Annotated in this window: 23 protein-coding genes; 20 read left to right on the top strand and 3 right to left on the bottom strand. The window is 59.3% G+C overall.

From position 1 onward, the window contains the following. Positions 1-42: 42 nt before the first annotated feature. The 10 genes from ACFSKT_RS05955 (at position 43) to ACFSKT_RS05910 (ending at position 9,247) form a co-directional block, all read left to right on the top strand. The gene (locus ACFSKT_RS05955; RefSeq protein ID WP_377718079.1) at positions 43-930 is read left to right on the top strand and encodes a carbohydrate ABC transporter permease; all 888 of its coding nucleotides are present in this window, start codon (positions 43-45) and stop codon (positions 928-930) included. 12 nt (positions 931-942) lie between these two features. Next, positions 943-1,866 carry a carbohydrate ABC transporter permease gene (locus ACFSKT_RS05950; RefSeq protein ID WP_377718078.1) on the top strand — a complete coding sequence of 308 codons (924 nt, stop codon included), beginning with the start codon at positions 943-945 and terminating at the stop codon, positions 1,864-1,866. 158 nt (positions 1,867-2,024) lie between these two features. Beyond that, positions 2,025-3,557 (top strand): glycoside hydrolase family 76 protein, encoded by a 1,533-nt coding sequence (locus ACFSKT_RS05945; protein ID WP_377718155.1) that lies wholly within the window; start codon positions 2,025-2,027, stop codon positions 3,555-3,557. Positions 3,558-3,639: 82 nt separating this feature from the next. Further along, entirely contained in the window at positions 3,640-4,800 is a 1,161-nt protein-coding gene (locus tag ACFSKT_RS05940; RefSeq protein WP_377718077.1) for a glycoside hydrolase family 76 protein, read from the top strand. 28 nt (positions 4,801-4,828) lie between these two features. Further along, positions 4,829-5,899: a glycoside hydrolase family 76 protein gene (locus ACFSKT_RS05935; RefSeq protein WP_377718154.1), complete on the top strand. Its 1,071-nt coding sequence runs from the start codon at positions 4,829-4,831 to the stop codon at positions 5,897-5,899. Continuing rightward, positions 5,896-6,945 carry a glycoside hydrolase family 76 protein gene (locus ACFSKT_RS05930; RefSeq protein ID WP_377718076.1) on the top strand — a complete coding sequence of 350 codons (1,050 nt, stop codon included), beginning with the start codon at positions 5,896-5,898 and terminating at the stop codon, positions 6,943-6,945. The genes ACFSKT_RS05935 and ACFSKT_RS05930 overlap by 4 nt, the downstream gene beginning before the upstream one ends. A 153-nt stretch (positions 6,946-7,098) precedes the next feature. After that, positions 7,099-7,257, top strand: a complete 159-nt coding sequence (locus ACFSKT_RS05925) for a dienelactone hydrolase family protein (RefSeq protein ID WP_377718075.1) — start codon at positions 7,099-7,101, stop codon at positions 7,255-7,257. 205 nt (positions 7,258-7,462) lie between these two features. Continuing rightward, positions 7,463-8,377 (top strand): GNAT family N-acetyltransferase, encoded by a 915-nt coding sequence (locus ACFSKT_RS05920; RefSeq protein ID WP_377718074.1) that lies wholly within the window; start codon positions 7,463-7,465, stop codon positions 8,375-8,377. A gap of 40 nt (positions 8,378-8,417) precedes the next feature. Further along, on the top strand, positions 8,418-8,864 hold the full coding sequence (locus ACFSKT_RS05915; protein WP_377718073.1) for an acetyltransferase: 447 nt from the start codon (positions 8,418-8,420) through the stop codon (positions 8,862-8,864). A 17-nt stretch (positions 8,865-8,881) separates the two neighbouring features. Further along, positions 8,882-9,247: a hypothetical protein gene (locus ACFSKT_RS05910; RefSeq protein ID WP_377718072.1), complete on the top strand. Its 366-nt coding sequence runs from the start codon at positions 8,882-8,884 to the stop codon at positions 9,245-9,247. 111 nt (positions 9,248-9,358) lie between these two features. Here ACFSKT_RS05910 and ACFSKT_RS05905 read toward each other — a convergent pair whose 3' ends face one another. Further along, positions 9,359-10,237, bottom strand: a complete 879-nt coding sequence (locus ACFSKT_RS05905; RefSeq protein ID WP_377718071.1) for a LysR family transcriptional regulator — start codon at positions 10,235-10,237, stop codon at positions 9,359-9,361. 127 nt (positions 10,238-10,364) lie between these two features. On the opposite strand from ACFSKT_RS05905, the gene ACFSKT_RS05900 reads away from it, so the two are divergent. Beyond that, a complete protein-coding gene (locus ACFSKT_RS05900) occupies positions 10,365-10,946 on the top strand; it encodes a LysE family translocator (RefSeq protein ID WP_377718070.1) in 582 nt (193 codons plus the stop codon). 114 nt (positions 10,947-11,060) lie between these two features. Beyond that, positions 11,061-12,281, top strand: coding sequence for an MFS transporter (locus tag ACFSKT_RS05895; protein WP_377718069.1), 1,221 nt, complete (start codon positions 11,061-11,063; stop codon positions 12,279-12,281). A gap of 7 nt (positions 12,282-12,288) precedes the next feature. On the opposite strand, the gene ACFSKT_RS05890 is transcribed toward ACFSKT_RS05895, so the two are convergent. After that, complete coding sequence (locus ACFSKT_RS05890) at positions 12,289-13,071, bottom strand: helix-turn-helix domain-containing protein (protein ID WP_377718068.1); 783 nt, start codon at positions 13,069-13,071, stop codon at positions 12,289-12,291. A gap of 126 nt (positions 13,072-13,197) precedes the next feature. On the opposite strand from ACFSKT_RS05890, the gene ACFSKT_RS05885 reads away from it, so the two are divergent. The 3 genes from ACFSKT_RS05885 to ACFSKT_RS05875 all read left to right on the top strand — a co-directional run bounded on the left by ACFSKT_RS05885 (position 13,198) and on the right by ACFSKT_RS05875 (position 17,978). Then, positions 13,198-14,334, top strand: a complete 1,137-nt coding sequence (locus ACFSKT_RS05885; protein ID WP_377718067.1) for a DUF2264 domain-containing protein — start codon at positions 13,198-13,200, stop codon at positions 14,332-14,334. A gap of 271 nt (positions 14,335-14,605) precedes the next feature. Next, positions 14,606-15,316: a response regulator transcription factor gene (locus tag ACFSKT_RS05880; RefSeq protein WP_377718153.1), complete on the top strand. Its 711-nt coding sequence runs from the start codon at positions 14,606-14,608 to the stop codon at positions 15,314-15,316. A gap of 151 nt (positions 15,317-15,467) precedes the next feature. Further along, positions 15,468-17,978 (top strand): hypothetical protein, encoded by a 2,511-nt coding sequence (locus tag ACFSKT_RS05875; RefSeq protein WP_377718066.1) that lies wholly within the window; start codon positions 15,468-15,470, stop codon positions 17,976-17,978. Between the two features lie 4 nt (positions 17,979-17,982). Here ACFSKT_RS05875 and ACFSKT_RS05870 read toward each other — a convergent pair whose 3' ends face one another. Further along, a complete protein-coding gene (locus tag ACFSKT_RS05870) occupies positions 17,983-18,897 on the bottom strand; it encodes a LysR family transcriptional regulator (RefSeq protein ID WP_377718065.1) in 915 nt (304 codons plus the stop codon). 116 nt (positions 18,898-19,013) lie between these two features. On the opposite strand from ACFSKT_RS05870, the gene ACFSKT_RS05865 reads away from it, so the two are divergent. The 5 genes from ACFSKT_RS05865 to ACFSKT_RS05845 all read left to right on the top strand — a co-directional run bounded on the left by ACFSKT_RS05865 (position 19,014) and on the right by ACFSKT_RS05845 (position 24,658). Beyond that, complete coding sequence (locus tag ACFSKT_RS05865; RefSeq protein ID WP_377718064.1) at positions 19,014-20,414, top strand: MFS transporter; 1,401 nt, start codon at positions 19,014-19,016, stop codon at positions 20,412-20,414. A 246-nt stretch (positions 20,415-20,660) separates the two neighbouring features. Further along, entirely contained in the window at positions 20,661-21,134 is a 474-nt protein-coding gene (gene nikR, locus ACFSKT_RS05860) for a nickel-responsive transcriptional regulator NikR (RefSeq protein WP_377718063.1), read from the top strand. Between the two features lie 88 nt (positions 21,135-21,222). Next, on the top strand, positions 21,223-22,845 hold the full coding sequence (locus ACFSKT_RS05855; RefSeq protein WP_377718062.1) for an ABC transporter substrate-binding protein: 1,623 nt from the start codon (positions 21,223-21,225) through the stop codon (positions 22,843-22,845). Further along, the gene (locus tag ACFSKT_RS05850; RefSeq protein WP_377718061.1) at positions 22,845-23,846 is read left to right on the top strand and encodes an ABC transporter permease; all 1,002 of its coding nucleotides are present in this window, start codon (positions 22,845-22,847) and stop codon (positions 23,844-23,846) included. Before ACFSKT_RS05855 ends, ACFSKT_RS05850 begins: the two co-directional genes overlap by 1 nt. Further along, positions 23,843-24,658, top strand: a complete 816-nt coding sequence (locus ACFSKT_RS05845) for an ABC transporter permease (protein ID WP_377718060.1) — start codon at positions 23,843-23,845, stop codon at positions 24,656-24,658. The genes ACFSKT_RS05850 and ACFSKT_RS05845 overlap by 4 nt, the downstream gene beginning before the upstream one ends. Positions 24,659-24,660 lie beyond the last annotated feature (2 nt).

Here is a 24,660-nt window from a genome sequence, read left to right as displayed (position 1 = left end):
GCTCCCTTGTGCATCAACCGATGGAAGAAAGGAGGAGCGCTGATGTCCTCGATGGGAAAATTAAATAAACATCAGGCTCGAACGGCGTACCTGTTCATTACGCCGACCATGCTGCTCTTCGTCGCTTTCACGATCATACCGGTCGTGATGGCGCTCTACTTAAGCTTTACGAACTATGACGTCGTCAGCCGGATGGATTTCGTCCAGCTGGACAATTACAAGCGGCTGCTGCAGGACGATCTGTTCTGGACGACGTTCAAGAACGTCGCCTTCTACTCGGTGATCTTCGTTCCGCTCAATATTCTGATCTCGCTCGGGCTCGCCATGCTGCTGAACTTCCGGCGCTACGGCGTGAAGCTATTCCGGACGATGAACTACTTGCCGACGCTAACCTCCGCGGTAGCCGCGGCCACGGTATGGATCTGGCTGCTGCATCCCGAATTCGGCCTCGTCAACAATTTGCTGAGCTACGTAGGCGTGACGGGCCCGGCATGGCTGGCGCAGACGGAGACGGCGATGCTCTCGATCATTCTCGTCACGCTGTGGCAGTCGGTCGGCTCGAATATGGTCATCTATATCGCAGGCCTTCAAGGGGTGCCGGATTATCTCTACGAATCCGCGAAGCTCGACGGCGCTACGGCGCTGGATCGCTTCCGGTACATCACCTGGCCGCAGCTTCGTCCGACGACGTTCCTGGTCAGCACGATGTCGATCATCGGCGCGCTCCAGCTGTTCGATCAGGCGTTCGTCCTGACGCAGGGCGGGCCGGGCAACGTAACGAAGACGCCGGTGTACCTCATCTACCAACAGGGCTTCAACCAGCTGCAGATGGGCTACGCTTCGGCGCAGGCATTCGTGCTGGCGCTCGCGATTCTCGTCTTCTCGTTCATCAACATGCGTATTTCCAAATCCGAAGAGCCTATCGTGTAAGGAGGAATGGACATGGCTCAGCCATCATTATCCGCGACCGCGGCGACGAGAACCAGGCCGGCCTCCGTTACGGCGAGGAGGGCGCTGGCGGCAATCGCGTTCTATACGGTCGCGATCATCATCGCAATCTGCATGTTCTTGCCTTTCTTCTGGAGCCTGATCACCTCCTTCAAGCCGAGCGACGAAATTTTCTCGGTTCCGATCAGCTGGCTGCCGTCGCGCATCACGTTCGAGCACTATAAGGCGGCGTTCACGACGGTGCCGTTCGGCCTTTATTTCTACAACTCCTTCGTGCTGGCGGCGGCGGGCGTGCTGTGCAATCTGTTCTTCGGCTCGCTCAGCGGCTATGCGTTCGCGAAGCTGGATTTCAAGCTGAACAAGCCGCTGTTCCGCGTGCTGCTGGCCGCCATGATGATTCCGGGCATCGTCACGATGATCCCGAGCTTCTACGTGCTGAAGCACTTCCCGCTCATCGGCGGCAACGATCTGATGGGCGACGGCGGCAACGGCTTCCTGAACTCGTTCTGGGGGATTATCCTGCCCGGCGCATCCGGTTCGTTCGCGGTGTTCTTCATGCGCCAGTTCTTCCTGACGCTGCCCTCCGACATGATGGAGATGGCGCGGATCGAGGGCTGCCCGGAATTCCGCATCTTCTGGAACATCTACTTGCCGCTGACGAAGCCGGCGCTCGCGACGCTCAGCATTTTCACCTTCCAGGCGGGCTGGAACAGCTTCCTCTGGCCGATGATTATCCTCAATGATCCGGACAAGGCGACGATCCAGATGGGCTTGCAGGCGTTCTCGTACAATTACCAGACGGATTACGGGCCGATGATGGCCGGGGCGCTCATCGCGATTCTGCCGATCCTCATCCTGTTCTTGCTGCTGCAAAAGTATTTCGTGCAGGGGATCGCCTTCACCGGAACGAAGGGCTAATGCTCGCCCCTCGCTTTTCGGATGCTCCTTCGAGAGGAGGTGATGACGCTTAAGACGGAAGCGGAACCCGGGTATCGGCAATGCCGCTTCGCGCAGCTGATCGGGCTTTTGGCAAGCGAATCTCGAATCGGAAAGAGGGCGAGCAAATAGTGAAGACGATGCAATCTCGAGTATCGACAGGCAAACGAATGTTGAGCGCGGTCTTGGCGGCCGTAATCATAGGCGCGGGCGTCGGCGTTCCGCAGCGGGCGGAGGCGTTCACCGCGGCGCAGGCGGATACCGCGATGAGCGGATTCATCACGAAGTTCTACGACGCGTCGGCGAAGTATTTCTACACGAACAGCGATCACCAAATCCATCCGGAGCATGCGCACGGTCCGAACGGCGGCTTGTACACGGACTTCTGGTGGGAGGCGCAGCTGTGGGAGACGGTGATGGACGCCTACGAGCGGACCGGCAGCCAGACGTACCGGACGATGATCGACGATATTTATACCGGCTTCAACAGCAAATATCCGAACATGATGGACAACGATTTCAACGACGATCTGGGCTGGTGGGCGCTGGCCTGCATGCGGGCATACGAGCTGACGGGGACGGCGGAGTACCGCAACCGGGCGTCCTTCCTGTTCGATCAGATCTATGCGTTCAACGACGCTACGTACGGTGGCGGCATCTGGTGGAAGCGCGACGGGACTTCGCCGCAGAAGAACATCGCGACCAACGCGCCGATGGTCATGACGGCGATCAAGCTGAAGAACGCCACGGGCGACAACGCTTATCTTACGAAAGCCCAAGGGCTGTACAACTGGATCAAGTCGCGGCTCGTCTCCGGCAGCAAGCTGAGCGACCATGTGGAAGGCACGGGCAACGGCACGGTCGTCGGCTGGGAATTCTCCTATAATTACGGCAACTTCCTCGGGGCGGCGCTGGCGCTCTATCAGGCGACGGGCAGCAGCGGCTACCTGACGGATGCGAACAATGCGGCGAACTATGCGATCAACAATCTGACCTTGTCCAACACGCTGATGTACGAAGGGGAGAACGACGGCGCCGGGTTCAAAATGATCTTCGCCCGCAACCTCAACAAGCTGCGGATCGCCACGGGCAACGCGACGTACTTGAATTTCCTTCAGCAGAACGCGACGCAGGCGTTCAACCATCGACGGACGTCGGATAACGTGATCGGCAGCGACTGGTCGGCGCCGACGGGCTCCGGGTACGTACAAAGCCTCGCGGCAGCGGCAGGCGCGTCGATCCTGCAGCTCGTGCCCGCGGACAATTACACCGGCTACATTGCGGGCAACGGCAACTACGAAGCGGAGAATGCGCGGGTCAACGGCATTAGCACCGAGTCGACGCAAGCCGGATTTTCGGGCCGGGGCTATCTCGCGGGTTGGAATGCGAGCGGGACGAATGTGACGTTCTACGTCAATCAGAACACAGCCGGCACGCGGACGATCACGCTGCGCTATGCGGGCGGCGCGGGCAATGCGAGCCGGTACGTGTCCGTGAATGGGACGGTGGTGGCGGCGAACCTGAATTTCCCTGGCACGGGCAGCTGGGGGGCATGGGGCACCGTGACGCTGAACGTCAACTTGAACGCGGGCCAGAACACGATCATCGTCGGCTATGACAGCGCCAAAGGCAACGGTAATTATGTGAACCTCGATAAAATGTACGGTTTGTAATCTAGAAACGGCGGGTGACGGCATGCACCGGTTATAAGTGCAGCGTTCGTCACCCGCTATCGCCAAAGGCGAGGTGAAGGTATTGAATCGAAAACGCGCGATCGGCTTGGCCGCGGCGGCGATCGTGATCGTCGGCATCGTCCTCGCCGTACTGCAAGCGGACCGGTTGAAGGAAGCATTCTCGCCAGCTCAGACGGTATGGCAGGAGCGGGCCGACGAAGCGCAGGGGGAGCTGGCCAAGTCCTTCTGGGAGGAGAAGCGGGGGCTGTTCAACAATGCCGCGCCATGCATCGCCCAGCTATGCACCGATCCGTTCAATTATTGGTGGCTGGCGCATGCCGTCGACGTGCTCGTGGATGGCTATGAGCGTACCGGCGACGCCGCGTACACGGAGCGTCTCGCGAAGCTGTATCAGGGCATATTGGATCGCAACGCGGGCGTCATGATCAACGATTATTACGACGATATGGAGTGGATGGCGCTTGGCTGGCTGCGGGCGTATGACGCCACGGGGGAGGAGCGCTATAAGCAGGCTGCGCTCGAGCTGTGGGCCGACATCAAGGCCGGTTGGAATGAGGAGATGGGCGGCGGCATTGCATGGCGGAAGGAGCAGCTGAATTATAAGAATACGCCGGCGAATGCTCCAGCCGTTATTCTAGCCGCGCGATTATACCGGCATTTCGGCAGCGGCGAGGACTTGGCATGGGCGAAGAAGATTTACGATTGGCAGACAAAGACGCTCGTCGATCTCCAGACGGGGCTCGTGTGGGACGGCATTAACCGGACGGGTGACGGCACCGTCGACAAGGATTGGAAATTCACCTACGGGCAAGGCGTGTACATCGGCGCGGGCGTCGAGTTGTATCATGCAACGAAAGAGACGCGTTATTTGGACGAGGCGCGCAGGACGGCCGGCAATCTGAAGGCGGATTTCTTGTCGCCCGCCACAGGCATGCTGCCTTCCGAGGGCGATGGCGACGGCGGGCTGTTCAAAGGCGTGCTCGTGCGATACCTCGGCGAGCTGATCGAAGCCGACCCTAAGCGGCGAGACCTTATTGAGCTGATGAAGACCAACGGTGACAGTCTGTGGGCGTATGGCAAAGCGAGCGAGAGCGCGACGTTCAGCAATTCATGGGCGCAGACGCCGGATGCGGTCGTACAGCTGAGCACCCAGCTGAGCGGCATGATGCTGCTGGAGCAGCTGGCGAAGCTCGAGAGGAACGGTACTTTGGACGAGAGATAAAAGGATACGGAGAGTGAAGCATATGGGCATGACGTGGGCATCCCGCGCCGAAGCGGCGCAGCTAGCGCTGGAGCAATTGTATTGGAATCCTTCCATTGAGCTGTACGATATCGAAATTCCTTGCCCGGATGGCGCATGTAATACGATATTTCACTACTGGTGGATGGCGCATGCGGTCGACGTGCTGGTCGACGGGTTGGAGCGGACGGGGGAGCGAGTCTATAAGGAGCGGCTTGCCGCGATACATGACGGCCTGCTCGCCCGCAACGGCGGCGCGTTCCCGAACGAGCTGTACGATGATATGGAATGGATGGCGATCGCGTGGCTTCGCGCTTATCAAGCGACGGGCGAGGAACGGTACAAGGACGCCGCTCTCGTGCTATGGGAGGATATCCAGACCGGCTGGAACGACCATATGGGCGGAGGCATCGCGTGGCAGAAGTCGCAGCTGGATTACAAGAATACGCCGGCGAACGCGCCGGCCGTCATTCTGGCCGCGCGGTTGTACCGGGAGTTCGGCCGCGATGAGGATCTGCATTGGGCGCTCCGCATATACGCCTGGCTGAAATCCAATCTGGTCGATCCGGCGTCCGGCTTCGTCTGGGATGGCATGAATCGTACCGGTGACGGCAGCATCGACAAGGACTGGAAGTTCACATACTGCCAAGGCGTATTCATCGGCGCGGGCGTCGAGCTGTTCCGATGCACGGGCAATGAGGCGTATCTCGCGGATGCCGTACGTACCGCAGAGGCCGCGCGCGCGGAGCTCGCCGCGCCGGAGACGGGCCTGCTTCCGGACGAAGGAGATGGCGACGGCGGCTTGTTCAAGGGCATTCTGGTCCGGTATCTGGGCGAGCTGCTTGCCGTCGCGCCGGAGGAGCATCGAGTCGCGGAGCTATTGGCGCATCAGGCGAATACGCTTTGGCAGGCGGGGCGCGATATTGAGCGGAACGTATTCAGCACCTCATGGGGAGCCACGCCCGGCGATCGCGTGACGTTAAGCACCCAGCTGAGCGGCATTATGCTGCTGGAGCAGATGGCGCTGCTGGAGAAACGCGGACGGCATGCCGAGACGCCGGGCGAGGTGCATCAGGGATGAGCGGAAGCGTGCTATGGGCAAGCCGGGCCGCGCAAGCGCAGGAGGAATTCCTTCGTCTCTTCTGGAACGAGGAGCGCGGCGTCATGGATCAGGCTGTGCCGCGGGATGGCGCGAACGAACATTGGATCTATTGGTGGCATGCCCATGTGATCGACGTGCTCGTCGACGAGCTGCGGCGCGACGGCCATCCGGATCGGGAAGCCTTCCTCGAGCGGGTGCTGCGCGATACGATCCGGTGGAATGGCGGTACGCTGCTGCATAATTATTACGACGATATGGAATGGATGGCGCTCGCCCTGCTGCGCGCTTACGAGACAACGGGACAGGACGTCTATAAGCAAGGGGCGCTTGAGCTGTGGGACGACATCAAGACCGCGTGGAACGACCACATGGGCGGCGGCATGGCGTGGAAGAAGGATCAGCTCGATTACAAGAATACGCCCGCTAATGCGCCGGCTTCCATTCTTGCTTCGCGCCTTTACCGGCTGGACGGCCGGGCGGAGGATCTCGAATGGGCGCTGCGCATCTACCGGTTCAACCGGGAGCGGCTGGTCTGCCCGGATACCGGCTTCGTCTGGGACGGCATGAACCGGCTGGGCGACGGCCAGATCGACTACGACTGGAAGTATACGTATTGCCAAGGCGTCTTCCTCGGGGCGGGCATCGAGCTGTACCATTGCACGGGAGATGCCGCCTATCTTGCGGACGCGCAGCGCACCGCGCATGCGACAGTAGGCGAATTGGTCGATCCGAAGACCGGGATGCTGCCTCGGGAAGGCAACGACGACTGCGGGTTGTTCAAGGGCATTCTGGTTCGCTACCTCGTCCACCTCATTCGCGTCCAGCCCGAGCTGGCGGAGCCGTGGATTCGTCTGCTGCGCCATAACGCGGAGACGCTGTGGCGGCAGGGGCGTTCGGAGACCGGCTTATTCAGCCTGTCGTGGATGGATGAACCGGAGCCGACCGTGCAGCTCAGCGGCCAGCTGAGCGGCATCATGCTGCTCGAAGCGATGGCGGCGCTGGAGCGGGAGGGCTTCTTGGACTAGCCGCAGCGCACCCCAAAGAATAGACGTCACGGGATGAACCCTGTGGCGTCTTTTTTGATGCGAATCCAGTGGAGTTGGAAGAGTCCCCGAATGGGCACTAGTCTCGGGCCCCGCACTCGAATAAGATAGGGGTGAACGCCTGGCACGTTCCATGTGCCTGATTTAACAGCGGCGTTGAATCGGAAGACGGGCGTGCAGGCGCTGATTTTGCCGGGCAGGCATGGGTTCGCCGACCCGTATTCCCCGAACTATGCAGCGCCATCGGCAGCGCAGGCTCTTCATCTCATGCTCGATTTTCTGGCGAAGCGGTAGCCTGATTAACGGTATACCCCTGCTGCCGTTTATGCATCGTCATAGATGTAAGGATTGTTTATAATGACATTACGACAAGTAATTCGCTTCCTGGCGGCATGCAGCATCATCGACGGAATCTGCCGAGCCGGAATGACGCCCCTCGCGCTAAGCATGGGGGCAGCAGCGGTGAGCGTAGCCCAATTTGAATTGAAGTGGGGATGGCATGATATATCGGTTTCACGAGCTGACCGACGACGATCGGCGGCAGCTGCATGCATTTTTGAAAACTCATCGCCCTGACGACGACCAAAGCTATGAAGACAACATGGCTTACCTGGGCGGGGAACTGTTCGAGAACGGCGCGAACGTTCTGATCGAGATCGAGGAAGAGCGGATCGCGGGATGCATCGGCGTCATTACGCGGGAGATTCCGGTGAAGGGCGAAGCGTATCTCGTCCGTTTTCACGTCGAGAGCGAGAGTCGCCCGGTCGCCGCGCGGCTGCTGAAACTGGCGGCGGAAGTGTGTGAAGCGCATCAGGCCGCGCGGATATTAGCGGGCATCGCGCCGACGGATGCGTTCGTCGGCCGATTCGTGCGGGAGCATGGCTTCGACGAGCGCCATCGGGCTCTTGTTCTGTCCATGGATCTCGCCGCCTCGAAGGCTCCGCCATTCAGACGCGAAGGGGAATTGACGTATCGGCGCGTAGACGAGAATTCCCGCGGCGAGTACCAGACGCTGCACAACGACGTATTCCGCTTCGTGCCGAACGGCGGTGCCGTGACCGACGTAGAGATGGAAGAGCTGATCGCGAAGCATGCCGCTTCGCCGGATCTGCTCGGTGTCGTCTATCGCGGAGATCGGTTGATCGGCTTTCACGAGCTGGAGCTGATCGGAGACGAAGGGTGGATTCATGCCGTCGGCATCGATCCCGCGTGCCAAGGGCGGGGATATGGGCGGGAGCTGCTGGACGATTTGATTGCCCGCCTGGGGCGCATGGGGGCCCGCTGCGTGAAGCTGGTCGTGATGAGCAACAATGTGGCGGCAATTGGCTTGTATCGCGCAATCGGATTTCGCGAAGAACGCGTATTGTCCATTTGGTATGGCCGTGAAATAGGCGATGAGGAGTCGTCCGCTTAAGCTTGGCATGCTTTTGACGAGGAAGAAGGAGGGGAAGGGAATGAAGGAAGAGCTGACGCGCGGCCAAATGGAAGATCACGAGCGGCTCGTCGACATCTGGGAGCGTGCGGTGCGAGCTACCCACCATTTTCTGCAAGAAGCGGACATCGTCTTCTATCGGGATCTGGTGCGGGATCACGCGCTGCATGCGGTCGAGCTTTGGCTGGCGCGGCATGAGGATGGTCATGCGGTCGGCTTCATCGGCTTGGACGGCCCGCGCATCGAGATGCTGTTCGTCGATCCTAACTATCGGGGACGGGGGATCGGCAGCGCGCTGATCCGGCATGCGGAGCGCTTGAAAGGCAACTGCTTGCAGGTCGACGTGAATGAGCAGAACGAGGGTGCTTGCACGTTCTACGCGCGATACGGGTTCGTGGCGTGCGGGCGTTCGGAGGTAGATGGATCGGGCAGACCTTTCCCGCTGCTCCATCTGCAGCTCCGGCGATAGATAAGGAGGGATCGGAGATGGCGGGAAGTGGCAATGTGCCGCTGCGTTTAAATGCCGTATGGCACGGCAATCGGCACGCAGGCATCGAAGAAGCCAAGCTTCATATTCGGGAGGCCGGCGGATGGATCATTGATTTCAAGCCGCTATCCAATCGGTCGATCTGTCTCCTCTTCGAAATCGAGCCACAGGATGTACGCAGGCTGCTCCACATCCTGCCGACGATCAACATCCAGTATGAAGCGGAGACCATCGAAACGTTAACCCTGCTCAGTGACAAGCCTAAGTCCGAGCGCAGAGACGCGGATTTAAAAGGTACGCTGCAGTTGACCTTCATGCACGATGAGCCCGATCTGATCATGGATGTACCGGCGTTCGATCTCTAGTCGGCGGCGGAGAAGTGAGCGGCAGGGTTGGATGAAAGAGAGCGAGATAACGAGCGTTTATCCCCGGTGCGTGGGGAGAGGCGCTCGTTTTTTGTTCCATGAAGGAATGCGTTAACCTGTCCACACGCCTGCCACGATGCTCGCGAGTGCTTGGCGGATCGGGTCCGACATCGTGTCCTTGGCCATGCCGAAATGCAGGTTAATCGCAAGATCAAGGCCGTTCCACATTTTCAATTTGTTCGCCTCGGCGAATTGCCGTGCGATCGGTTCCGCCAACAGGGAGCAGCCGAGCTCCTTTTGCACGAGCTCTCCGATCAGGAACTCGTCGTCGACATACATGACCCGCCGCGGAAACACGCCTTCGCGCGCGAAATAATCGATCGAACGCTGATAGAACGGGCAGCCTTGCGTCGTCCATATCCAAGGCTTCCCCGCGAAAAACGCCATCGCGGATTCTTCCTCCGGGATTGTCCAGCCGTTGGGGTACACGACGGCCATCGGGAATGCGCGAAGCTTGATCGAATAAATGGACGGGTCCCTGACTTCCCCGTAGAAGAAGCCTGCTTCGATGACGCTGTTATCGAGATCTGCGACGAAATTCTCGCTCTTCGTCTCAAGGAAATGAATTTCGACCTGCGGCAACCGTGCGGACAACGCTTCTACGACATCTTGAATGCGCAGCAGCGATCCATCTGTGTTCAGCCCGATCCGTATGCGTTCTGCCGGGTTATGGCGAAGCTCGTTCGCGATTTGGCGAAAATGCTCCATGGCGTCGATGATGCGGTTGGACTCTGCCGCTAGTTTGGCGCCTTTTGGCGTGAGCGTCATACCTTTAGGCGTGCGATAAAACAGCTGGAATCCGACTTCCTGCTCAAGCGCCTTCAGATGCGCGCTCGCCGCCGGTTGACTCAAACTTAGCCGGGCGGCCGCTTCGGTTAAATTCCCCGTCGACGCGACCTCGCGGAAGGTTTTCAATTGATATAGCTCCATGTTTGCCCCCTATTTCGGTTGGAATCTCGATCCGTTTTTCTGATCGCGTTCATCCGACATTCCAATTGGACGGTTACGCTCGCGCGGGATATATTTACCCCATGTTATTTCAAGGAGGGCAACCGCAATGTCGATCATTATTGCCATGTGTTTATTTTCATTCTCCATGTCCATCTCGCCCGGGCCTGTAAATTTGACCATTCTCTCTTTGGGCATCCAATACGGATTCAAACGGTCCTTATCCTTCGTGTCGGGCGCGACGTTCGGATTCGCGCTGCTGTTGGCCGCAGTTGGCTTGGGCATCGCCAATCTCGTCGAGCAAGTCCCGTTCTTTCATGAGCTGCTGCGTTATATCGGAGCCGGCTATATGATATACGTGGGGTGTCGCATGATAACCGCACGACCGGAACTCCAACCTGCCGAGGGCCGGCCGCTGCGCTATCGTCACGGCTTTCTGATGCAGTGGCTGAATCCGAAAGCGTGGATCGCCTGTCTATCCGGGGCATCGGCTTTTGGGCTGAACGACTCGCATGCGATGCTCGCGGTTTTTGTCGCCATTTACTTTACGATTTGTTACCTCTCGCTAGCGGCATGGGCGCTATTGGGAGCCCGGCTGCAAGGGTTGGTGACGTCCGCGCGAGGTGTGCGAATTCTGAATTGTTCGACCGGAAGCGTGCTCCTGATTGTCGCCATCTATTTATTGCGGTGAACCGCACATTACGCGGGATCTGGTCAAAAATGGAAATGGATGGCTGGACGTACGGCGCCTGGCGTGGTTAGGATGAAAGGGACACATCAAACGCCTTAGGAGGGTCCTTGTTTCATGCGTACCTTTTTCCCCCGCTTGAAAGGCAACAGCAGAGGTTGTCTCGCGTTCGAGCCTTTATTTCTCATTCCATACAGCATGTTCGCCACATACGCTACGATCTACATGCATGAGCTCGGGCTTAGCGAGACGCAGATCGGCTGGGTGACGACGCTCACGCTCGTCGTCCAAGTATTCTCGTCGTTCCTTAGCGGTTACCTGACCGACCGGATGGGGCGGAAGGCCGCGCTGCTGACGTTCGATCTTATTAGCTGGTCGGCAGGCACGCTGCTCTGGGCCGCGTCCCAGAATATTTGGTTCTTCATTGCCGCCGCGTTCATCAACGGCTTGCAGCGCGTTCCGCACACGGCGTTCTACTGTCTGCTCGTCGAGGATACGGAGCCGCGGGAGCGTACATACGTGTTTACGCTGCTGCAGGTTATCGGCGTCATCGGCGGTCTATTCGCGCCGCTGGGCGGACTTCTCGTGCACGCGTACGGGATGGTCAGCGGCGTGCGGATTATGTATGTGCTTGCGTTCATCTTGATGACCGCGCAATTCCTGGGTCGGCACTATACGACCCGCGAGACGGAGATGGGGCTGCGCAAGAAGCGGGAGGCGCGCGAGCTCGGACTTCAAGCGAGCTTGCAAGATTACATGGCGACGCTGCGGGCCGTCTTGGCCGACCGGGGCTTGCTGCTCATGTTCGGCGTCTACATTCTGTTCAATTTTCAAATGACGATCAAAGGAACCTATCTCTCGCTGTATCTGGCGGACGATCTTGGCATGGATGAGGGCTTAATCTCCATGGTGCCGGCCGTCTCTTCGGTCGTGATGCTGCTCGTGCTCTGGCTCGTCATGCCGCGCATCCCGGAGCGGCTGACGAATCGCACCATGCTGTGGGGATTCGTCTTGTCGGCCGTATCGAACGGGATGCTCGCGCTATCGCCGGCAGGCTCCCTGGGTTGGATCGCCGTTAGTACGGTGTTGTCCGCGGGCGCGATGATGATCACGGCTCCTTATCTCGAGGCCGCGGTCGCCAATGCCATCGACGACGAGCGGCGAGCGAAGATGTTCGCCATTCTGTCGGTCCTTGTCCTGCTTGCCGTCTCGCCTTCCGGCATCATCGGCGGATGGACGTATTCGATCGATCCGCAGCTGCCGATCTGGCTCGCCGCGGGCGCCTTCGCGCTTAGCGTACCGCTGCTCATAGCTGGCGGGAAGCGCGCTGAACATTGACCGGCAACTACGCGTCGCTTCCGTTCTTGTATTGTTTGGGCGTGAGGCCGACGAATTTCTTGAATTGGCGCATAAAATGGGTGTCGTTCTCATAGCCGCACAACTCGGCGATGCGCGAAACAGACAATTCGCTATGATCCAGCAGATACTTGGCGCGTTCAAGCCGCGCATGGATCAGATCCGTCACGACGGAACATTGGAACAGGTCCTTATAAATATGCTGGAAATAAGATTTGCTCATATTGAAGCGCGAGGCGAGCGCCGTCACGGATACGTGCGTTTGCGGGGCGCGGTAGAGCTCATCCCGCAGCTCGGAGAACGGGACGTAATACCGGCCGAGCTTGTCCGGCGCCGTCCGCGCCCGCAAATCGCCAAGCTTCATGAAGAAAGAGCGTAGATCGCAATCCAAGATGCGGTCGCGCAGCGGTCCGTCCAGACGTGACGTACGCTGCAGGTCCATGATGCAGCGGGAGACGAGCATCGGGTCGGAGACGACGACGGGCGTGTCCGCCGGGAAGTTCAATTCGTGCAGGAAGGCTTGCATGTCTTCGCCCTTGCAATGGAACCAATCATTAATGAACGGGCTTTCAAGTTCACGGTAAGCATGCGGCGTCGAAGGCCGAAACAGGATGAACGTATTTTTGAAAGCCGTAAATCTGCTGCCGTGAATCGTCACTTCCGCGCGGCTCTTAAATAGAACAAAGGTGTAGCTTCCCGAACCGCTCGGCCGATTCCTTACAATCCCGTCATGATGAACACCATGATACCCGCATGACAGCAATGTCAGCATGCGCTATTTCCTCCCCGATATGAAAGCACGATAGGTCAGTTTTTGACCATTATAGGGCATTGGACCAGTCCGGGCAACCGTCTATACTTGTGGGGAAAGAACGACTTGGGGTGGGGGGATTAGAGGATGGCGAAGGACAGAATGTACTGGGTCGAGACGATGGTCCGCATTGCGCGACCGGTGCTGGAGGCGCTTGCTGCTAGGCGGCTTCGTCTTGATATGCCCGTCGAAGCGGTGCATGACGATCGCGCGGACTGCTCGCATTTGGAAGCGCTGGGCCGTACGCTGACCGGCATCGCGCCGTGGCTGGAGCGGGGACCGCGCTCCGGCAGCGAAGGAGAGCTGCGGCAGCGCATGGCGGACTTGGCAAGAGCGGCCATCGAGGCGGCCACGGATCCGGCATCGCCGGATTACATGAATTTCGACCGGGGCGGCCAGCCGCTCGTCGACGCGGCTTTCCTCGCGAACGCGGTGCTGCGCGCGCCGAGCGAGCTGTACGAGCGGCTGGAACCGCGCGTCCAAGCCAATTTGACCGCGGCACTGCGCGCCACGCGGGTGATTCGCCCGGTATTCAGCAACTGGCTGCTGTTCAGCGCCATGATCGAGGCCGCCCTGCATCGGATGGGCGAAGATTGGGACCGTATGCGTGTGGATTATGCGCTCCGGCAGCATGAGCAGTGGTATGCGGGCGACGGGACGTATGGCGATGGTCCGGCCTTCCATTGGGATTATTACAACAGCTTCGTCATCCAACCGATGCTTGTGGAGCTATTGGATGAGCTGGGCGATCAATACGCGGAATGGACGGCGCTTCGCGACAAGACGCTTCCTCGCGCCGTTCGCCATGCCGCCGTTCTGGAGCGGCTTATTTCGCCGGAAGGGACCTATCCGCCGCTCGGCCGGTCGCTGGCGTACCGGTTCGGCGCGTTCCAGCATCTTTCGCTGATGGCGCTCCGCGAGCAGCTGCCGGCGGAGCTTGCGCCCGCACAAGTCCGCTGCGCGCTGACGGCCGTTATCCGGCGGCAGATCGAGCTGCCGGGCACGTTCGACGAAGCAGGCTGGCTGCGAATCGGATTCGCCGGCAGTCAGCCGCAAATCGGCGAAGCGTACATTTCGACGGGGAGCCTGTATCTGTGCACGACGGTCTTTCTCCCGCTGGGACTGCCCGAAGATGCATCCTTCTGGCAGGGCGAGGCCGAGTGGACGTCGCGTAAGGCGTGGTCCGGCGGGGCGTTCCCGATCGATAAAGCCATATCCGGCTAAAATCAGCGACCGGGGGTTCTATAAGCAGATGGAAAGACCGCTATCCAGCGAATGCTGTGTGCGCGGTCTTTTTACTTTTTGTCGTTTTTTTGTCACGAATACGGTCATCTTGCCCCGATTTCGCGAGATTGCGAGCGACACCTGCGCGCGAGGTTGCTCGTATAGGAGATTGTGCCTATGCAGCGAGAGATAGAGAGAAACCAAGCCCTGCAATCCTACCACCGGCGGGAACGACCAAGATAAGGCTGGGAAAGAGTGGAGAACGATGAACATGCGACAATCCGAGCGAATATTGCTAGTCGACGACGAGAAGCGGATACGGAACCTGCTGAGACTGTATTTGGAGAAAGAGAGTTTCATGATCGAGGAGGCGGCCGACGGCATCGAGGCGATACAGAAAATACGCGCCCATGACTATCAGCTGATCGTGCTGGATTTGATGCTTCCAGGCATGAACGGGATCGAGGTGTGCCGGTCGATCCGGGAGATGAAACGAACCCCTGTCATGATGGTGACGGCACAAGGGGATGATTTCGGGAAGTTCAAAGGATTCGAAGCGGGGGCGGACGATTACGTGACGAAGCCGTTCAGCCCCAGAGAGGTTGTGCTCCGCGTCAAAGCGATCTTGAACCGGACTGCTGGCATGGACCCCGAACTATTGACCAGACCGGCGCACAAATTGGAGTTCCCGTTTCTGTCGATCGACACGCTGGCGCGTCAGGTCCTTGTGAAGGGAACGGAGATCCGGCTCACCTTGAAGGAATACGAGCTGCTGAACTTCCTGGCTCGAAACGCAGGGATTGCGTATACCAGAGAAGATCTGCTGCGCGAAGTGTGGCGCCACGAGACCGCGAACAAAAGCGAGCTGCGCACGGTGGACACCCATGTCAAGCGCATTCGCGAGAAGTTGAACGCGGCCGCGGCCGAGGCCGGGAGTATGATCTATACGGTTTGGGGACTCGGCTACAGCTTGCGCCCGTAGCAGATGAGGTCACGATTGAGTTTCGGTAAGGCGAGAGCCGCGGTGGATAAGTCATCGCGGCTCTTGCTATTGCGCTTCCCTTGCCGAACGTATCCGCAATCAGAAAGCCGTTGCAGCTATCTGAAGGATGCCGGATAATGGAGATATTTGGATGAATCGAGGTGAGTTGATGAAAGAACATCCGGATAGGCGATCGGAAGCCGGTGACCGGGCGGCCGCATATACGGGGGATGGGCGAACGGCAGCACAGTCGGAGAGCGCACGCGCCGCCGGAAAGACGCTGCCTTCGATGAGCGTCATGCAGGCGCGCTTGCTCGGTTGGCAGCGATCGCTCGGCAATAGTCTTACGCGGGAAATCGTTCAACGGATGCCGCTTCCGGCTATCGCGACGGCGGAACAGGCCGGGCCTTCTTCCTTCTTGCGGGGCTTCTCTGCGACCGGCGAGAAGAAGGTCGTGCAGCGCGTCCTGTCGCAAATTCAAATCGATAAGGATCGACACTCGGAAACCAATCCGAACAATATCGTGATCGAAGACGTGCTGATCGCGGGACGCACGCCGTCGCCCTTTCCCTCCACGATGGGGGCGCATTCTACGGCGTGGGTCGCCCATATCGACGCCGTGCGGCGGCACCTGATCGGCTACCAGCTTAGCCAGGCGTGCGACTATCTGATCGATTACGCAGAGCACCAACGCGCTTCTCCGCTTCTCCGGCTGAAATCCCGCCTCGCTGCCGAGCATCGGAAGAAGCTGGAAGAGGCGGATACCGCCTTGCAATCGGCGGTTATCGATGCCCAGACCTATACGGACGAAGCGTCTATCACGGATGCTCACGCCGTGATCGTGCAGCTGCAAAAGCTTATCCGCACGCTGCTAACCTTCGTCAACTATTTGCCGATGGCCACGGTCGCGGGCGGAGATCCTGGCGGCAACGGCGAAGGGAAGGCCCGCGAATTATTGAATTTATACGAATCGGCCGCTTCGACCAATGAGCTGCTCGAAGATGCGCGGAGCGGCAAGCACAGTGCGGAGAATGACGAGATGCTCGCGGAAGATGATGAACAGAAGCAGCAAGACATCCAGAGGTATGCGGAATCGATCCAGGATTACGAGAATGTGCTGGCGGATATCAGGCGGCAGAACAAAGCCGTGAATTTGACGCAGCAACAATCATTGAAGACCAAAGTGCGGAGCAAGCTGCGCAAGCTGTTCGCCGCCGAGACGCCTGGCGTCTTCTCCCAGTCTAGGATCAGGGATCCGAGACCGAAGGCGCTCTACGAGACGTGGGCGCTCGGCTTGCAGCACTTTCTGGATACGGTTCGTCTGGCGTATCCCTATTCGTACGAATTTGCGGAATGGCAGGATGGGCAGCAGCTGTTGGAGGAAATCCGCCTCCTCTTGGTAGAGGAGCAATCGGCGAAAGAAGTCGTGACGCATTTCAAGCTTATGAACGCCTCGACCGATGCCCACAATTACATATTCGATCTGCTTCGAGGCAAGCGCCAATTCGAGACGCTCGGCGAGGATGGCGCGGCGGCGCTGGAGGACGTGCTGGGCAAGGCGCCAGCTCCATCCGCCGATGCGATAGGGCCTTCCGATTATAGCTCGGAGAACAGCGGCACGTTCATGAGCATGATTTTCCTGAATGAAGACGGATTGATCGGCGATGTGTTGATCAAAGGCCGGACGAACAGCCCGTTTGCCAGCAGCGAAGGGATGGGAGCACATTCTACCGCATGGACCGCGCATGTCGATGCCGTTCGGAGAAGCATGACGAGTCGATCGCTCGAGGACGCGGAGTTTGCTTTGGACGGGTTGGCGTGGGAGGCGCTGAGCTCGCCAGCGTATACGATGCTCGGCGATCAAGTCGGCGGCAAGCAGATCCAGATGCTGACTGAGGCATCGGCCGAGCTTCGGCGTTTGACTGATCTGGAGGTCGATTACAGCCAAACGAACGACGGGATCAAGCATCTGCAGGAGCTCATATTCGCGTATTTGAATTTCGTCAACGTGACGCCGCTATCGACCGTGGTGACGGGCGGCGTTCCGGGCGGCCGAAACGAAGGGCGGCACCGCCAGCTGCTGCTGTCCTTCGAGGAGAATGAACCTCCCGTTACGGCTGAACTGAAGGTGAGGCTGCAAGAGGCGTTGTTTGGTCTATTCGATCCGGGTTCGGTCGATAAATTCGCCCCGGATGAAGACAAGCGCGGGGGCGATATCGAACAGCTGGACACGCACAAGTGGTATTACGCGTTAAACACCCTGGTGCATACATTGGAGACCGCTTATCCGAAAGCATTCGAAGCCGCCGATTTCCACGAATTCTTGTATGGTAAATTTCACGAGCAAGCTGTCGTCCGCATGGAAGAGGAAGAGAGCGGTGTAAGCAGGAAAGAACAAGAGAAAGAGAATAAGAAAGACCTTGACGTGCAGCTCAACGAATTGCAAGACCGTCATTGGCTCGCCGACATGGTGAGGGCGAAAGGGTGGAAAATCGGGCAGAAGGTGCGCGTAGGCGGCCGAATCGGTATCATCTGCGGCAGATTGAACGAGAAGACGAGAATGGTGAAGGTACAGTTCTTGCCGGAAGACGGAACGTATATGCAGCTGAACGACATGGACTGGTATTCTATTGATGAGGTGGAGCCGATCAGCGAATCGTAATCTTCTATCCCGGTTTCGCCGACTTATTCGCCGCGTCTGGCGGCTGCGCTAACGATTCGAAATAGTCCAGCACCACCTCGCGGAATTCCTGCGCGGCGCGCGAAAGGTACCGGCTCCGATGCGACAACAGCGCGATTTCCCGCGTCAATTCACGGTCCTCCACCTGCAGATAGCGAATGTGCTCGCGCGCATGCCGCGCCGTACCGGGAATGAAGGCGATGCCGATCCCGGCTTCCACCAGCGCGGCAAGCCGCGCGGGCTCGTCGCCCTCATACACGTAGTTGGGCGCGAAGCCGGCTTCCATGCACATGCCGTCCACGAGATCGCGGGTGCCGTAGCCTCGCTTGACGCCGACGAACCACTCTTCCCTCAGTTCGGCTAAGGAGACGCTGCGGCGGACCGCCAGCCGATGTTCGACCGGAACGGCGACCAGGATCGGGTCGACGTATACGATCTGGCAATCGATGTCTTCGCCGTGAACCGGGGGGGAGGACAAGCATACATCCACCTCTCCCCGATGAAGCAGCGCGGTCATCTCCTGGGTGGTCAACATTTGCACATGAAACTGGATGTGGGGGCGTTTCTTGCGGAACTCCCTCAAGATGTGGGGCAGCGTGCTTGCAGCGGTCACCGCCAGCTTGAGCGTGCCGTGCTCCGGACCGGACAAATCTTGAATCTCTTGCCTCCCCTGCTCCAGTTCGAATAACGCCCGCTCGGCGCGCCGAAGGAACCGGACGCCGAAGTCGTTCAATCGGAGCTTGCGACCGATTCGATCGAATAGGGGGACGCCCAGGTCCTCCTCCAGGCGTTGAATAGTTTTGCTCAGCGACGATTGCGTCACGTGCAAACTCCGAGCCGCTTCCGTCACGTGCTCCGATCGCGCGACCGCCAGAAAATAGTGCAGCTGCAGCAGCTCCATGCGCTAGATTCCCCTCTCATTCCTTTGAAGTAATCAAATCATAACATAAAATGCATTGGAATAAATGAAGCGCGTCCCTTAAGATGACATCAACACCGTTAGAAGGGGGACGAAATATGAAAGCAGGCAGCAGGGGGTTACTCATGGCCGTCGGGCTCGGGATCCTGCTGAATCCATTGAATTCTTCGATGGTTTCGGTCGCGATCGCTAGACTGCAGGAGGCGTTCCGGCTCGATTTTACCGTCGTGTCGTGGATTATTTTCTCGTTCTACATCGCAAGCGCCATCGCGCAGCCGGTGATGGGCAAGGCGAGCGATCTATTCGGCCGCCGGAATATTTTCCTGCTCGGGCTCGTCGTCGCCTTCGCGGCTTCCATGTTGGCGCCGTTCTCGCCCAGCTTCGGCTGGCTGATCGCGCTGCGGATCGTCCAATCCGTCGGCACGAGCATGATGGTCGCGGTGGGGATGGCCTTGGTGCGCGTCCATATGACGGAGAACCAAGCGACGGCCCTGTCGATCCTGTCCATCTTCCTGTCCGGCGCTGCCGCCGTCGGGCCTTTCGTTGGCGGCGTGCTGCTCCATTTCTGGGATTGGCAAGCGATCTTCCTGGTCAACATTCCGTTCGCGGCGGCGAGTTTCCTGTTGGCTTGGCGGCATATTCCCAAGGATGACAAGGGGGCGGCAGCTGGAGAGCGTCTATCCTTCCGCCGGTGGTTAGCGGTGATCGATGCGCCCGGTATTGTGCTTTTCGCCGCGGGATTGGTCGCGCTGCTGGTTGGGCTGCTGTCCGCTAAGTCGTCCGGTCAGATTACGATCATGCATGCCGCGATTGGACTAATCGGCCTCGCGCTGCTGGCTTCCTTCGTCCGTCATGAGCTGCGCGCCGCATCGCCGTTCATCCCGCTGCGCGCATTCGCGACATACCCGGCCATGACGTGGGTCAACGTAGAGTTCCTGCTGGCGAACTTCCTGTTCTACTCGATCTTCTTCGGGCTACCGTCCTATCTGCAGACGGTGCGCCGGATCAACGAATTCGATACGGGGATGCTCATGCTAAGTCTGGGCGCGTGCTCGCTCGTCGTATCGCCGATTGCGGGACGATGGATCGATCGTTCGGGTCCGCGTCCGGCATTGCTGCTCTCCGCGATCCTTATGACGTTCGGGTCCCTATGGCTCCTGACGCTCCAGCCGTATACGCCCGTGATCAGCGTATGTATCGCGCTGGCGGCGTTCGGCGTCAGCAACGGGCTGAACAGCGTCGGCATGCAGGCGGCCTTATTCGCAAGCTCGCCCAAATCCATCGTCGGCGTCGCATCCGGACTGTTCAATACATCGCGTTACCTGGGAACCATTCTCTCCTCCTTGTTGATCGGCATCGTCATGGGAGGGGCGTTCAGCTTCTCCGGATTCCGGGTACTGAGCATCATTCTGGCGTTGCTCGCCCTGATCTTGGTCGCGATGAGCCGGCGTCGCCGGGAGCCAGGGCAGCTGCAGGAGCCGCAAGGCATTTCATCATAATGGAGCAATTCGCTTTGTAGGGGTTAATCCCGTCCGAGCTTATGAGGCCGGTATTCGAATAATCGCGGTGTAGGGGATCATTCCATCGATGGAATGATCCTTTTTGATTGGACGAAGGCGATTTAAGTAACAACGGGTGTTATATATAATTACATTGTAAGTTAAATTTCACTACAAAACATTTGTTTGCTGTGTTACGATTATTCCAATTCGTGCTACGACTTACGCGGGAGAGGAGCGTTAATCATGCAGCATGACGAGCTGAACAGGTTCGGCGTCTCGATTCCAAGCGACCTGCTGATGCAGTTCGACAAGCAAATCAAACAGCAGGGCTACGGCAACCGATCGGAGGCGATCCGGGATTTGATCCGCAAATCGCTGCTGCAGCCACAGCAGTATCCGGCGACCCAGTGCGTTGCCGGCACGATCGCGATGGTCTACGACCACCATGCAAGCGAGCTGCCCTTGTCGCTGATTGCGCTTCAACATGCCTATCACCATGACATTATTTCTACCATGCATGTCCACCTGAGTCACGAACTGTGTCTGGAGATTCTCGTCGTGCGCGGCGAAGTTCGGCGGCTTCGGGAGCTCGGCGATCGCATACGCGTGCTGAAAGGGGTGCTATACGCGGAGCTGTCGGTGACGCATCTCGATCCGGCACGCGGAGGCGAGCATCGTGGACATCATGGGCGCCAGCATGACGATGAGCATACTTGAATGATCGCGATGCGGCACTAGCCCTGCGGGACGAATCAGAATCGCCGCGATATCCGATGAATCATGACGTGAAGAGGGGAGAGTTGAGATGACCAAGATAACAGCAACAGGGATGCCTCTACGTATCGCGCTTACGTCGCTGCTGCTCCTGCTTGCGGGATGTTCGGCGGCGAACGATGCCAGTGACAACGCCGCGGGCGATGTGTCCAAGCCCAAGAACGAGCTCATTCTCGCGGTTGGCGGCGAGCCGGACGGCGGCTTCGATCCGACGACGGGTTGGGGACGATACGGCTCGCCGCTATTTCAGAGCACGCTGCTCAAGCGCGATAGCAGCATGAAGATCGTGAACGATCTCGCGACGACGTACACCATCAGCGAGGATGGCCGCGCATGGACAGTGGATATGCGCGGCGACGCCCGCTTCAGCGACGGCGAGCCATTGACGGCGGACGATGTCGTCTATACGTTCGAGACGGCGAAGGCGAGCAGCTCCGTCGTCGATCTGACCAATCTCCGGTCAGCCAAGGCGGCGGACGGCGATACGATCGTATTCACGCTCGACCAACCGCAATCGACGTTCGTCGATATACTGGCTACGCTCGGCATCGTGCCGAAGCACGCGCATGCCGGCGATTACGCCGCGCATCCGATCGGCTCGGGTCCCTACGTATTCGTCCAATGGGATAAGGGGCAGCAACTGATCGTGGAACGCAACGCGAATTACTACGGCGAGCAGCCGAAATTCGCGAAGCTGACCTTCCTGTTCCTTGACGAGGACGCAGCGTTCGCGGCAGCCAAGGCGGGCGCGGTCGACATGGCCTATATCCCATCCGCGTTCAGCCAGGAGCAGGTCGCCGGTATGCGTCTCGAATCGCTGCCATCCGTGGATAACCGCGGCATTATGTTTCCTTACGTGCCTGCCGGCGGCGCGACGAAGGATGGCCATCCGGTAGGCAACGACGTCACGGCGGATCTGTCCATTCGCCAAGCGATCAACGTCGGCATTGACCGTCAAGCGCTGGTCGAGGGCATTCTCGAGGGGCAGGGGACGCCGGCTTATTCGATCGCCGATAAGCTGCCATGGTGGAATCCGGACACCGTACTGGCCGACGGCGACGTGACCAAGGCGAAGGGGATTCTGGCCGCAGGCGGATGGAAGGACGACGACGGAGACGGAATTGTAGAGAAGGGCGGAATAGCGGCGCGATTCACGCTCCTCTATCCCGCCGGAGACGTCACCCGTCAGTCGCTGGCTCTCGCATCGGCCGACATGATGAAGCCGCTGGGCATCGATGCGATCGTGGAAGGCAAGAGCTGGGACGAAATCGGCAAGCTGATGTATTCGGAGGCGGTGCTGTTCGGCTGGGGCAGCCTCGATCCGCTCGAGATGTACAACGTATATAGCAGCAAATTCGCCGGCGTCGATTATTTCAATCCTGGTCATTACCGCAGCGCGGCGGTGGACGGCTACATGGAGCAAGCGCTGGCTGCGTCCGACGAGGAGCAGGCCAACGCCTTCTGGAAGAAAGCGCAGTGGGACGGAGCGACGGGCATGAGCGGCGGGGGCGATGCGCCGTGGGCGTGGCTGGTGAATGTGAATCACCTGTACCTGGTCGACGAGAAGCTCGATATCGGCGAGCAGCCCATCCACCCGCATGGCCATGGCTGGCCGGTGACGAGCAATATCGAGCAGTGGGCGTGGACGGAATAATGGCGGCGAAGAGACGTCCCGGAATCGGCCGATTCGCGCTTCGGCAAGCGGGCAAGCTTGCGCTGCTGCTCGCCTCGGCTTGCGCGGTCACGTTCGCGCTGATCAGCCAATCGCCGATCGATCCGACGCAGGCCTACATCGGCGCGGACCTGCTGCGTGTCGGGACGGAGCAGCGAGAGGCGATCGCCGAGTATTGGGGGCTGAACGATCCGCCGCTTGCGCGGTTCTTGGCTTGGTTGGTTTCCCTGCTCCAAGGCGATTTCGGCACCTCGATGATACACCGGGCGCCGGTTAGCGAAGTGATCGTGGATCGATTCCTGAGCTCGTTTGCCTTAATGATCGCCGCGTGGTTCCTGTCCGGCATCCTGGGCTTCGCCGCCGGCGTCTTGGCAGCCATGCGCAGAGACACGTGGCTGGACCGCGCGATCAAGTGGTATTGCTACACCTTATCGTCGACGCCTACCTTCTGGGCGGGCTTGCTGCTGCTCATCGTCTTTACGGTATGGCTGCCGATATTCCCGGTCGGACTGGGAACTCCGGCCGGCGTCCTCGCCGGGGATGTGACCTGGCTGGACCGCGCGCGACATATGATCCTTCCGGCGCTGGCGCTGTCGGTCACGGGCCTCTCGAATATCGCGCTCCATACGAGAGCGAAGCTGGTCGACGTGCTGGTCAGCGACTATATTCTGTTCGCCAGAGCGAAAGGGGAAGAGGGCTTCCTGCTCTTTCGCCGTCACGGGCTCCGCAACATCCTGCTGCCGGCGATTTCGCTGCAGTTTGCGTCGTTCAGCGAATTGTTCGGCGGCGCCGTGCTGGTCGAGCAAATTTTCGCCTATCCCGGGCTGGGCAAGGCGACGGTGGAAGCGAGCACGCGTGGAGACGTCCCGTTGTTGCTCGGCATCGTGCTGTTCAGCACGCTGTTCGTATTTGCCGGCAATTTGCTATCGGAGCTGATCTATCGCGTGGTCGATCCGCGCATTCGGGAGGGGCAGCGCGAATGAATCTTCGAACGAGAACGTTAGTTTACGCAGCCGTTGCCTTCGTCCTGCTGCTGCTGCCGGCCGCGCTGTCGCCGGTGCTGGGCGGCGATCGGCTGGCCACGCATCTTGCGGAGCGGAACGAACCTCCATCGTGGAGTCATCCGTTCGGGACCGATTGGCTCGGCAGAGACATGTTCGCGCGGTCGATGAAGGGGCTCGCCCTGAGCCTTGGCGTGGGGCTGACCGCGGCGCTTGCCAGCGGCTTCATCGCGGGGGCGCTCGGGTTGATGGCGGCCACGCTGGGCAAGACAGCCGATCGGGTCATCACCTGGCTCATCGATCTGTTCCTAAGCGTGCCGCATCTCGTGCTGCTGCTCCTGATCGCCTTCGTGACGGGAGGGGGCGCGAAAGGCGTCATTATCGCCGTGGCGGTCACGCATTGGCCGAGTCTGGCGAGGCTGATCCGGGCCGAGACGCTGCAGCTGAAGTCCAGTGAATTCATCCTCGTCTCCCGGCATATAGGGCGTTCCAATTGGTGGATCGCAAGGCGCCATCTGCTGCCGCTTCTGTGGCCGCAATTCATCGTCGGGACGCTGCTGCTGTTCCCGCACGCCATTCTGCACGAGGCCGCGATAACGTTCCTTGGCATGGGGCTGTCCCCGCATCAGCCGGCCATTGGCATTATCCTATCCGAGTCGATGCGTTATTTGTCGACCGGCATGTGGTGGCTGGCCTTCTTCCCGGGGCTCTGTCTGGTTGTTCTCGTCCGATCATTCGACGTGCTGGCGGGGAGCGTGCACGCGCTCGTCGATCCGAGCCGTTCGCAGGAGTAGAA

The organism is Paenibacillus xanthanilyticus (assembly GCF_042682185.1).
Taxonomy (GTDB): domain Bacteria; phylum Bacillota; class Bacilli; order Paenibacillales; family Paenibacillaceae; genus Paenibacillus_Z; species Paenibacillus_Z xanthanilyticus.
Note: the sequence above shows the minus strand (reverse complement) of the source record. Positions and strands in the feature narration are given on the sequence as shown.

Coding starts and splice junctions, on each gene's coding strand:
- ACFSKT_RS05955 (WP_377718079.1), top strand. CDS start 43: ATGTCCTCGATGGGAAAATTAAATAAACATCAGGCTCGAACGGCGTAC.
- ACFSKT_RS05950 (WP_377718078.1), top strand. CDS start 943: ATGGCTCAGCCATCATTATCCGCGACCGCGGCGACGAGAACCAGGCCG.
- ACFSKT_RS05945 (WP_377718155.1), top strand. CDS start 2,025: ATGCAATCTCGAGTATCGACAGGCAAACGAATGTTGAGCGCGGTCTTG.
- ACFSKT_RS05935 (WP_377718154.1), top strand. CDS start 4,829: ATGACGTGGGCATCCCGCGCCGAAGCGGCGCAGCTAGCGCTGGAGCAA.
- ACFSKT_RS05930 (WP_377718076.1), top strand. CDS start 5,896: ATGAGCGGAAGCGTGCTATGGGCAAGCCGGGCCGCGCAAGCGCAGGAG.
- ACFSKT_RS05920 (WP_377718074.1), top strand. CDS start 7,463: ATGATATATCGGTTTCACGAGCTGACCGACGACGATCGGCGGCAGCTG.
- ACFSKT_RS05915 (WP_377718073.1), top strand. CDS start 8,418: ATGAAGGAAGAGCTGACGCGCGGCCAAATGGAAGATCACGAGCGGCTC.
- ACFSKT_RS05910 (WP_377718072.1), top strand. CDS start 8,882: ATGGCGGGAAGTGGCAATGTGCCGCTGCGTTTAAATGCCGTATGGCAC.
- ACFSKT_RS05905 (WP_377718071.1), bottom strand. CDS start 10,237: ATGGAGCTATATCAATTGAAAACCTTCCGCGAGGTCGCGTCGACGGGG.
- ACFSKT_RS05900 (WP_377718070.1), top strand. CDS start 10,365: ATGTCGATCATTATTGCCATGTGTTTATTTTCATTCTCCATGTCCATC.
- ACFSKT_RS05895 (WP_377718069.1), top strand. CDS start 11,061: ATGCGTACCTTTTTCCCCCGCTTGAAAGGCAACAGCAGAGGTTGTCTC.
- ACFSKT_RS05890 (WP_377718068.1), bottom strand. CDS start 13,071: ATGCTGACATTGCTGTCATGCGGGTATCATGGTGTTCATCATGACGGG.
- ACFSKT_RS05885 (WP_377718067.1), top strand. CDS start 13,198: ATGGCGAAGGACAGAATGTACTGGGTCGAGACGATGGTCCGCATTGCG.
- ACFSKT_RS05880 (WP_377718153.1), top strand. CDS start 14,606: ATGCGACAATCCGAGCGAATATTGCTAGTCGACGACGAGAAGCGGATA.
- ACFSKT_RS05875 (WP_377718066.1), top strand. CDS start 15,468: ATGAATCGAGGTGAGTTGATGAAAGAACATCCGGATAGGCGATCGGAA.
- ACFSKT_RS05870 (WP_377718065.1), bottom strand. CDS start 18,897: ATGGAGCTGCTGCAGCTGCACTATTTTCTGGCGGTCGCGCGATCGGAG.
- ACFSKT_RS05865 (WP_377718064.1), top strand. CDS start 19,014: ATGAAAGCAGGCAGCAGGGGGTTACTCATGGCCGTCGGGCTCGGGATC.
- nikR (WP_377718063.1), top strand. CDS start 20,661: ATGCAGCATGACGAGCTGAACAGGTTCGGCGTCTCGATTCCAAGCGAC.
- ACFSKT_RS05855 (WP_377718062.1), top strand. CDS start 21,223: ATGACCAAGATAACAGCAACAGGGATGCCTCTACGTATCGCGCTTACG.
- ACFSKT_RS05850 (WP_377718061.1), top strand. CDS start 22,845: ATGGCGGCGAAGAGACGTCCCGGAATCGGCCGATTCGCGCTTCGGCAA.
- ACFSKT_RS05845 (WP_377718060.1), top strand. CDS start 23,843: ATGAATCTTCGAACGAGAACGTTAGTTTACGCAGCCGTTGCCTTCGTC.